The sequence below is a fragment of the Streptomyces sp. NPDC001027 genome, assembly GCF_040299045.1.
GTDB lineage: Bacteria > Actinomycetota > Actinomycetes > Streptomycetales > Streptomycetaceae > Streptomyces.
The window spans coordinates 1-8,925 of the sequence record NZ_JBEPBI010000289.1; the positions used below are offsets into that span (position 1 = coordinate 1).

The following is an 8,925-nucleotide window of genomic DNA, read 5'->3' on the forward strand; positions in this document are numbered from 1 at the left end:
CGAGCGGCCACGTCGACGTTCTGCCGACTCGCGCCGACTGCACAGGCCCCCTCCGGTCAAGGCACTCGTTCCCCTCACTTTGGCGGGGCTGCCCCTCAACCGTCCCAGCACTTGGTGCAGTTCCTGAGCCTGTGCAAGTTTTCGACGCCGTTCAACCCATAGTTTTGGCCAGCCCCTTCGATCATGGATGGAGCTGGACGAAGCGTGTGCCCTTCTACAAAAGAACATCGGCTCGCCATGGCCGAATTCAGCGACGAGCCGTCGGTCGGCCTGCAGATCAGAGCGGCCGTTCCCGGTTCCACTGGTCTCTACGTCAGGAAGAACCATAGAATTGCCCCCTCTCAGGGTTTCATGGGACTGGATCGTGCCTCACGGACTGTGGGAGACGGCGAAGTATGCGATCCCGGAACACCAAACGCGCCGGCAGGGCGGCGGCACGGCGAACAGATGCGATGAAACGCTGTTCGCGGCCATCCTTTACGTGTTGGTCAGTGGCTGCGCCTGGCGGTCCCTCCCACCGTGCTTCGGGGTCTCCAAGTCAACTGTCCATCGGCGCTTTCTGATATGGACCAAGGCCGACGTGTGGCGGAAGCTGCATGACGCGCTTCTGCAGAGGCGTGAGGAAAAAGGCCTGATTGCGTTCTCTCGAAGAATCCTCGACTCGGCCCACGCACGGACCGAGAAGGGGGTCAACGTGGAGATCCGAGAGGCATGGACAGGGGCAGAACGAATCCCGGGCTGCATGTCCTGTCGGACGAGGCCTGACTGTGCTTGGTCGTCGGTGTCCCAGCCACCCGCACACTCGTGATCTGTCCTGCTGGATGAAGCACAAAGCTATCGCCCCGGCAGTGGGATACTCCTTTTCCGGGGGATCGACATCACGACGACAGCAACGCCCCGAAGGGGCGCCGTAACGGAGTCCTCATGCCCGGCACGTTGAGCAGTTCGCCCGACGCTCCACGCTCGCATCGTGCGACTGTGATCGCCTTGATCGCCGTGGCAGCCGCGCTCGACCTGGGCGACCTCTACTGGTACGGCGTGACGATGTACGGGCCGGCAGCCAACGTCGTCGCCGGGGCCTCTTTGGGCATGTCCGTGTTGTGGCGCCGTACGCGCCCGGCGGCGGCACTGGTCGTCGCCGGTTCGGGATACCTGATCACATGGGTCGGGGTCGTCTCCCTCACCGATGCAGGGCTGGTGCCCACCATGGCCCAGGCCTCGGTGTGGGTGGCGGTGTTCAGCCAGATCGCCGAGGGCACCGCCCGTATGCGGCACAGCGCCATCGTCCTGCTCGGTGTCTCCGTCGCACTGGACGCTCAGCAGCACATCCAGATGATGAACCAGAACGACACACCACCCGTGATGGCTCTCTACGACGCCATGACCTTCACGTTTGTTCCGCTCGTTCTCTGCGCTGTCGCTGACACCGTACGAGGTCGGATCCAACTGGCCACCACCCAGGCGGCGCAGGCTGAGCGGCTTCGCGAACTGGACGCACACGCTGCGGCGCACAGCGAACGGCTGCGTCTTGCACGGGAGTTGCACGATGTCGTCGCCAACAGGCTGAGTGCGGTGGCCATGCGGATCACCGCCGCCGGTCACGTCCGAAGACTGCCGGCGACGTCCGAGAGCGATGTTCTCGACGAGATCGGAGAGGAGATCGACACGGCCCTCAGCGAACTGCGCAGCATGCTGGGCACTCTGCGCAGCGATCGGGGCGGCGCGGACACCGCGGCCCCGCCCTCGCTGGCGAACGTCGAGGAACTGGCCGACAGTGCGCGCCGGGCCGGCGCCGAGGTGAAGATCGTCGTCAACGGTACCCCTGTGCCGCTGCCGAGCATGCTGGACCTGACGGCCTACCGCATCCTTCAGGAGGCCCTCGCCAACGTCAGCCGCCATGCCCGGCCGGCCTGCGCGACCCTGACGGTCGACTACCGGCCTGACGCTGTGCGCCTCCGTGTCGACGACGAAGGCAGGCACGCGGTGCCGGGCGCGCTGCCAGGCCATGGCATCATCGGGATGCGCGAACGCGCGGCACTGTGCGGCGGCGAGGCCACCATGGGGGTTCGCCCGGACGGAGGCTGGTCCGTCGAGGCAGCCCTTCCCCTGCCGGTCGTCTCGACCTGACGCCCCAGCATGGTGTGTCTCATCTGCGAAGCCTCACCGGGGCAGTCACGGCATGGCATGGCCTGAGGGGCGCCGGGTCTTCCCGGCACCCCCTCAGGCACGCCTGCTCGGCCGGCGAAGGTGATCCGAACCGGCCTACGTGCGGTTGAGGGCGGCGTCCAGGGTGATGGCCGCGTCGATCAGGGCGAGATGGGTGAACGCCTGCGGGAAGTTGCCCAGTTGACGGCCCGTCGGGTCGATCTCCTCCGAGTACAGGCCCAGATGGTTCGCGTACCCCATCATCTTCTCGAACACGAGCCGCGCCTTCTCGGTGCGGCCCGCTCGCGCCAGGGCGTCGACGTACATGAAGGTGCACAGCGAGAACGTGCCCTCGGAGCCGCGCAGACCGTCGGGTGAGGCCTCGGGGTTGTAGCGGTAGACCAGGCTGTCGCTGACCAGTTCCTCCTCCATGGCGTCCAGCGTCGAGGACCACATGGGGTCCTCGGGGGTGATGAACCCGACCGTCGACATGCGCAGCAGCGAGGAGTCGAGCACGTCACTGCCGTAGTGCTGGACGAAGGCCCGACGCCCCTCGCTCCATCCCTTGGACATGACCTGCTCGTAGCAGTCGTCCCGGGCGCCGCGCCAGCGTTCGACGCCCGCCGGCCGGCCGTTGGACTCGGCGAGCCGCAGCGCACGGTCGAAGGCCACCCAGGACATCACGCGGCCGTAGGTGAAGTCCTCGCGGCCGCCGCGGGTCTCCCACAGGCCTTCCTCCGGCTGGTCCCAGTGGTCGACGAGCCAGTCGAGGTCGGTGAGCATCGCCCGCCATCCATGGTGCCCCACCTGCAGACCGTGCCGGTGCGCGAAGTAGATGCTGTCGAGCGCCTCTCCGTAGATGTCCAGCTGGAGTTGTGTGGCGGCGCCGTTGCCGATGCGCACGGGCGCGGAACCCGCGTAGCCCTCCCAGTGGTCGAGCGTCGTCTCGGTCAGGTCGGAGGAGCCGTCCACCGCGTACATGATGTTCAGCGGACCGGTGTCGCCGTCCTTGCCCGCGTGTTCCCCGACCCGGTCGGAGAGCCACTGGATGAAGGCTCGGGCCTCGTCTGTCAAACCGAGCCCGAGCAGGGCGTACACCGAGAAGGAGGCGTCGCGGATCCAGGTGAACCGGTAGTCCCAGTTGCGCTCGCCGCCCAGCTGCTCCGGAAGCGCGGCCGTCGGCGCGGCCACCACCGCGCCCGTGGGAGCGAAGGTCATCAGCTTCAGCGTGATCGCGGAACGCTCCACGGTCTCGCGCCAGCGCCCCGTGTAACGCGACTGGCGCAGCCAGGAACGCCAGAACGCCACCGTCTCGTCGAAGAGCCGGCCGTACTCGGCGAGGCGCATCTCCCGGGGCGGTCCGCCGGACGACCGCTCGAGGACCATTCCGCGCTCCTGGCCGGCCTCCAGCGTGAGGGTGAAGTGCAGGGAGTCACGCCGATCGGTGAGCAGATCGAGCAGCCGCTCGTCGTCCGGCTCACGGATGGGGTGCAGGGTGACCTCCACACCGTCCTCCGAGACGAACACCGCTCCGTGCTCGCTGAGATGCAGGCGGTGGCTCTTGCGTCCGTAGTCGAACCGCGGCTCCACCTCGACGTCGAAGGTCATCCTGCCGCGCACGCAGCGCACCATGCGCACGAGTCGGTGGCTCTCCATGACCGACGTGCCGGTCACCGGCATGAAGTCGATCACCTCGCCGGCGCCCGCCTCGGTCATGAACCTGGTGACCAGGATCGCCGTGTCGGGGAGGTACAGCTGCTTGGTCGCGTACGCCCGGTGCTGCGGCCGGATCGTGCAGTGGCCGCCCTTCTCCTTGTCCAGCAGCGCGCCGAACACGCTGGGAGAGTCGAATCTCGGCGCGCAGAACCAGTCGACGCTGCCGTCGGTGGTCACCAGCGCCGCGGTCTGCAGGTCACCGATGAGTCCGTGGTTCTCGATCAGTGGGTAGTCGTCCATCAGGGGTGCCTCTCGGTGCGCGATTCACCCGATCGCCCCCTTGCTACAGACTAGGCCGAGCCTCTGGAATCGGCGCGCGGGCCGTCGACCGGGCCTGCGGCTCCACCTGCCCGCAGTGCGTGGTCGCGCCGCACGGCCGTCGCCGGGAAACAGGCGGGCCGACGCACAAGGGCAAGGAGTTCTCTCTCCTTGCCCTACTCAACGTATAGCGCACCGGGGGGCTTGCGGCAAGGCCCGGGGGGTGCCGCAGAATCGTCGGCCAAGGCCACAACCTGCGGAAATGAGGGCACGAGTGCGTGTGTTGTCGACGTACCGGGGAGACGACGGCGTCGGACGGGCGGCGGGAGCGGCATGGCCGTCGAGAGGGTCCGCGCCGGTGATCCGGTCGGCCAGTGCACTGCGACGGAACACGACTGCTTCGGAGGCGCGGCAATGAGCGGAGCGTACGTGTGGAATCTGCGCGACGTCGACGGGACGCAGGTCGCGGCCGTCGGAGGCAAGGGCGCGAACCTCGGCGAGCTGTCGCGGATCGAGGGCATCCGGGTGCCGGCCGGGTTCTGCGTGACGACGGACGCCTTCCGGCGGGTCATGGCGCAGGCGCCGTCGCTGGACGATCGGCTCGATCAGCTGTCGCGTCTGGATCCGGAGGACACGGAGGGGGTCCGCGCCCTGAGTGCGGAGATCCGGCGGACCATCGAAGGGATCGCCGTCCCGGGCGAGTTGGCGAGCGCGATCACCGGCGCGCTCGCCGAGCTGGGCGAGGACGCCGCCTGCGCCGTGCGGTCCAGCGCGACGGCGGAGGACCTTCCGACGGCGTCCTTCGCCGGCCAGCACGACACGTATCTGAACGTCGTGGGACCGGCGGCGGTGCTGGAGCACGTCAGCCGCTGCTGGGCCTCGCTGTTCACCGAGCGGGCCGTGGTGTACCGCCGGCGGAACGGCATCGACCACCGCACGGTCCACATTGCTGTGGTCGTGCAGCGGATGGTCTTCCCTCAGGCGTCCGGCATCCTGTTCACAGCCGACCCCGTCACCGGAAACCGCAAGGTCGCCACCGTGGACGCCGGCTTCGGCCTCGGTGAGGCGCTGGTCTCGGGCCTGGTGAACCCGGACGTCTTCAGGGTGCGCGGCGACGAGGTCGTCGAAAGGACGATCGCCGCAGAACACCGGGCCCTGCACGCCCTGCCGGCGGGCGGCACGCGCGAGGTGGCCGTCGAGCCGCGGCGCCGGGACCAGCCGGTGCTGACGGACGCACAGGCGGTGCGGCTCGTCCGGATCGGCCGGCGGATCGAAGCGCGCTTCGGCCGCCCGCAGGACATCGAATGGTGCCTGGTCGACGGTGACTTCGTGATCGTCCAGAGCCGGCCGATCACGACGCTGTTCCCCGTCCCCGTCCGTGAGGGCGGCGACGGGGAGAACCACGTGTACGTCTCCGTCGGCCACGGCCAGATGATGACCGACCCCATGAAGCCGCTGGGGCTGTCCATGTGGCGGCTGACGGCCATGGTCCCGATGCACGAGGCAGGGGGTCGACTGTTCGTCGACGTCGCCCCGCGTCTGGCCGCGCCCGCGAGCCGCGCGGGTCTCCTGGACGTCATCGGCAGAGGCGATCCGCTGACCAGGGACGCGCTGGAGACCGTCCTCGAGCGCGACGGCTTCGTGCCGTCGTTCCCGGACACCGCTCCCGGCGGACCGCCGGTCGGCGGTGGCCCGGACCCGACCGAGACGGATCCGGCCGTGGTCGCGGAGCTGATCGCCCGCAGCGAGGCGTCCGTCGCCGCCCTGGAGCGCGACATCGCCGCCAAGAGCGGACCGGCGTTGTTCGACTTCCTGTCGGAGGCCTTCGAGGAGCACAAACGCGTCATCGCCGATCCGCTGAACATCCGGGCGATCATGGTGGCGATGGAGGCCACCTGGTGGCTCAACGACAGGCTGCAGGAGTGGCTCGGCGAGAAGAACGCGGCCGACACGCTCACCCTGTCCGCGCCCGGCAACGTCACGTCGGAGATGGGACTGGCGCTGCTCGACGTCGCGGACGTGATCCGCCCCCACGCGGAGGTCGTGGCGTTCCTGCAGGGCGTCGAGGACGACGACTTCCTCGACGAACTGGCCGGACTCGCCGGCGGCGCCGAGGCGCGCGACGCCATCGAGGCCTACCTCGACCGGTACGGCATGCGCTGCGTCGGCGAGATCGACATCACGCGGCCGCGTTGGCGCGAGCGCCCCGCCACGCTCGTGCCCGTGATCCTCGACAACGTCAGGAACATCGAACCCGGCGCCGCCGCACGGCGCTTCGAGGAGGGCCGGCAGAAGGCGCGAGAGAAGGCGGAGGAGGTGCTGGCACGCTTGCGGGAACTGCCCGACGGTGACCGAAAGGCCGACGAGACACAGCGGATGATCGACCAGGTCCGCGCCTTCATCGGCTACCGGGAGTACCCCAAGTACGGCATCGTCAGCCGCTACTTCTGCTACAAGCAGGCCCTGTTGAAGGAGGCCGAACGACTCGTGCGGGCCGGTGTGCTCTCCGCCGGGGAGGACGTCTTCTACCTGACGTTCCAGGAGTTCCAGCACGCCTCGCGCACGCACCAGGTGGACGACCGGCTCATCCAGCGGCGCAAGGACGCCTTCCGGTCGTACCACGCGCTGACGCCGCCCCGGGTCCTCACCTCGGACGGCGAGGCCGTCACCGGGGCGTACCGGCGCGACGACGTGCCGGCCGGCGCGCTCGTCGGCCTGCCGGTGTCGGCCGGGGTCGTCGAGGGCCGGGCCCGCGTCGTCCTCGACATGGCGCAGGCCGATCTCGAGACGGGGGACATCCTGGTCACCGCCTTCACCGACCCCAGTTGGTCGCCGCTGTTCGTCGGGATCACGGGCCTGGTGACGGAGGTGGGCGGGCTGATGACGCACGGCGCGGTGATCGCCCGGGAGTACGGTCTGCCGACGGTCGTCGGCGTGGACGGGGCCACTCGGCTGATCCGGGACGGGCAGCGGATCCGCGTGCACGCGACCGACGGTTACGTCGAGATCCTGTCCTGACCGGCCGGGACGTGCCAGGGGCCCCGCGGTCGACGCTCGCGGGGCCTCCCGGGACGTGCCGCCGACGGATCAGGACGCCCCGTCGAGCGGGCGGAGGAAGCGGCGCTGGTACCGCCTGATGCAGCGGGTGCGGCGCGCCAGCTCGAACGCCTCCTGGCACTCCGGATCCGTCATGCTGTCCGTGCGGTACTGCTCGTACGCGGCAAGGCTCGGGAACGAGAAGAGGGCGTAGGCGATGTCGCTGTCGCCCTCGCTGGGCAGGAAGTAGCCGTGATGCGTCCCGCCGAAGCGGTCGACCAGCCCGACCCAGCGGCGACCGTACTCCTCGAAGTCCTCCAGTTTGTCGGCGTCGATCTCGTACGTCAGGTGAACGGTGATCATGTCACCATCATGCAGCCGGACGCGTCGGCGCCGGCACGCGGCTCGACGACACCGGGCGTCGCGCGCCGGCCGGGGAAATCGGGTCGACAGGCGACCGCGGAGGGCGCAGGGTTCGCCTGTGTCCGACTCTCCCCTGCTCCCTTTGCTCCCCCTGCCGGCCGGCTACCGGAGCCGCCCGGCGACGACCGCCGACGTCCCGGAGATCCACCGCCTGGTCGCCGCCTGCGAACACCGGCTGCACGGCCGCGCCACGACCGACGCCGACGGCATCGCCGCCGATCTCGGCCAGCCGGGTCTGGACCTCGCGTGCGACACGGTGCTCGTCCACGACCGCGGCGGGCAGCCGGCGGGCTGGGCGTGGGTGCGGGGGCGGCGGTCCACGGTCGATGTCCACCCCGACCACCGAGGGCGGGGGCTCGGCCGGTCACTGCTCGCGCGCGCCGAGGCACGGGCCCGGCAGCGGGGCGGCGACCGTCTCGCACAGACCGTCCCGGACGGCGATCGCGCGGCCGTCGCGCTGCTGGGTTCGAGCGGGTACTCCCCGCTCGTCACGGAGTGGCTGCTGGAGTTCGCGATGCCCGACGAACCGGCTGTGCCCGAGCCGCCCGAGGGGGTCACGGTCCGGCCGTTCCGGCCCGCCGACGCGCACGCGGTGCACCGGCTCGCCGAGGACGCGTTCGACGAGTGGCAGCAGCGGCGGCAGTCGTACGAGGAGTGGGCCCGCCACACCGTCGAACGCGCGACGTTCGAACCGGCGGCGTCACCGATCGCCTTCGCGGGCGGGCAGATGGTCGGCGCGGTGCTGTCCCTGAACGGCCCGGGCAGGGACGAGGGGTACGTCGAGCGCGTCGCGGTACGGCACGACCACCGCAACCGGGGGATCGCGCGCATGCTCTTGCGGGAGGCGTTCCGCACGTTCCACACCCGCGGAATGCGGACCTGCACCTTGTGGACGCACTCCGACACCGGAGCGCTGTCGCTGTACGAACGGATCGGCATGACGGTCCGGCGCAGTTCCACGGTCTACAGCAAGGAGCTGACCCCCGGGAGGACCGAAGGCGAGGTGGTGGTGGACGCGTTGCGCTTCCCGGCAGTGCCGCCGGAGTGAGCCCGCGACGGTGGGAGGGAGCAGGACAATGACCGGCATGACCCCGTTGCCCACACTGTCTGCCGCGGAGATCGGCACGGACCGCCTCCGGCTGCGCAGAGCGCACGACGCCGACATCGACGGCCTCGTCGAACTCCTGACAGATCCGCAGGTCCGCGCCCACCTAGGGCCTGTCGTTTGGATCACGCCGCAGACGCCGGGTGCGGCACGCGCATCTGCCGCGTTGTCGTCGGTTGCCGATGCTCCGCATCGACGCCCTCCTCCGCCTTGCAGCTGCACGCACCACACCCCGCTCACCG

At 69.7% G+C, this 8,925-nt stretch carries 7 protein-coding genes; 5 read left to right on the top strand and 2 right to left on the bottom strand.

Translation table 11 applies throughout. From position 1 onward, the window contains the following. The first annotated feature begins 187 nt into the window (after positions 1-187). Positions 188-808 carry a transposase gene (locus ABT300_RS38195; RefSeq protein ID WP_351686055.1) on the top strand — a complete coding sequence of 207 codons (621 nt, stop codon included), beginning with the start codon at positions 188-190 and terminating at the stop codon, positions 806-808. Between the two features lie 170 nt (positions 809-978). After that, a complete protein-coding gene (locus ABT300_RS38200) occupies positions 979-2,127 on the top strand; it encodes a sensor histidine kinase (RefSeq protein ID WP_351686057.1) in 1,149 nt (382 codons plus the stop codon). Positions 2,128-2,262: 135 nt separating this feature from the next. On the opposite strand, the gene ABT300_RS38205 is transcribed toward ABT300_RS38200, so the two are convergent. Further along, positions 2,263-4,101: a glycoside hydrolase family 15 protein gene (locus tag ABT300_RS38205; protein ID WP_351686059.1), complete on the bottom strand. Its 1,839-nt coding sequence runs from the start codon at positions 4,099-4,101 to the stop codon at positions 2,263-2,265. Between the two features lie 432 nt (positions 4,102-4,533). Between ABT300_RS38205 and rph the strand changes: the two genes are divergently transcribed. Further along, entirely contained in the window at positions 4,534-7,137 is a 2,604-nt protein-coding gene (gene rph, locus ABT300_RS38210) for a rifamycin-inactivating phosphotransferase (protein ID WP_351686061.1), read from the top strand. A gap of 69 nt (positions 7,138-7,206) precedes the next feature. Here rph and ABT300_RS38215 read toward each other — a convergent pair whose 3' ends face one another. Beyond that, entirely contained in the window at positions 7,207-7,518 is a 312-nt protein-coding gene (locus ABT300_RS38215) for an NIPSNAP family protein (RefSeq protein WP_351686063.1), read from the bottom strand. Positions 7,519-7,636: 118 nt separating this feature from the next. Between ABT300_RS38215 and ABT300_RS38220 the strand changes: the two genes are divergently transcribed. Further along, positions 7,637-8,626, top strand: a complete 990-nt coding sequence (locus ABT300_RS38220; protein WP_351686065.1) for a GNAT family N-acetyltransferase — start codon at positions 7,637-7,639, stop codon at positions 8,624-8,626. 28 nt (positions 8,627-8,654) lie between these two features. Then, the coding region (locus tag ABT300_RS38225) for a GNAT family N-acetyltransferase (RefSeq protein WP_502978082.1) at positions 8,655-8,925 on the top strand (271 nt) is incomplete at its 3' end.

Excerpts from the sequence above, each read along its gene's own strand:
- ABT300_RS38195 (WP_351686055.1), top strand. The coding sequence starts at position 188 with ATGGAGCTGGACGAAGCGTGTGCCCTTCTACAAAAGAACATCGGCTCG.
- ABT300_RS38205 (WP_351686059.1), bottom strand. The coding sequence starts at position 4,101 with ATGGACGACTACCCACTGATCGAGAACCACGGACTCATCGGTGACCTG.
- rph (WP_351686061.1), top strand. The coding sequence starts at position 4,534 with ATGAGCGGAGCGTACGTGTGGAATCTGCGCGACGTCGACGGGACGCAG.
- ABT300_RS38215 (WP_351686063.1), bottom strand. The coding sequence starts at position 7,518 with ATGATCACCGTTCACCTGACGTACGAGATCGACGCCGACAAACTGGAG.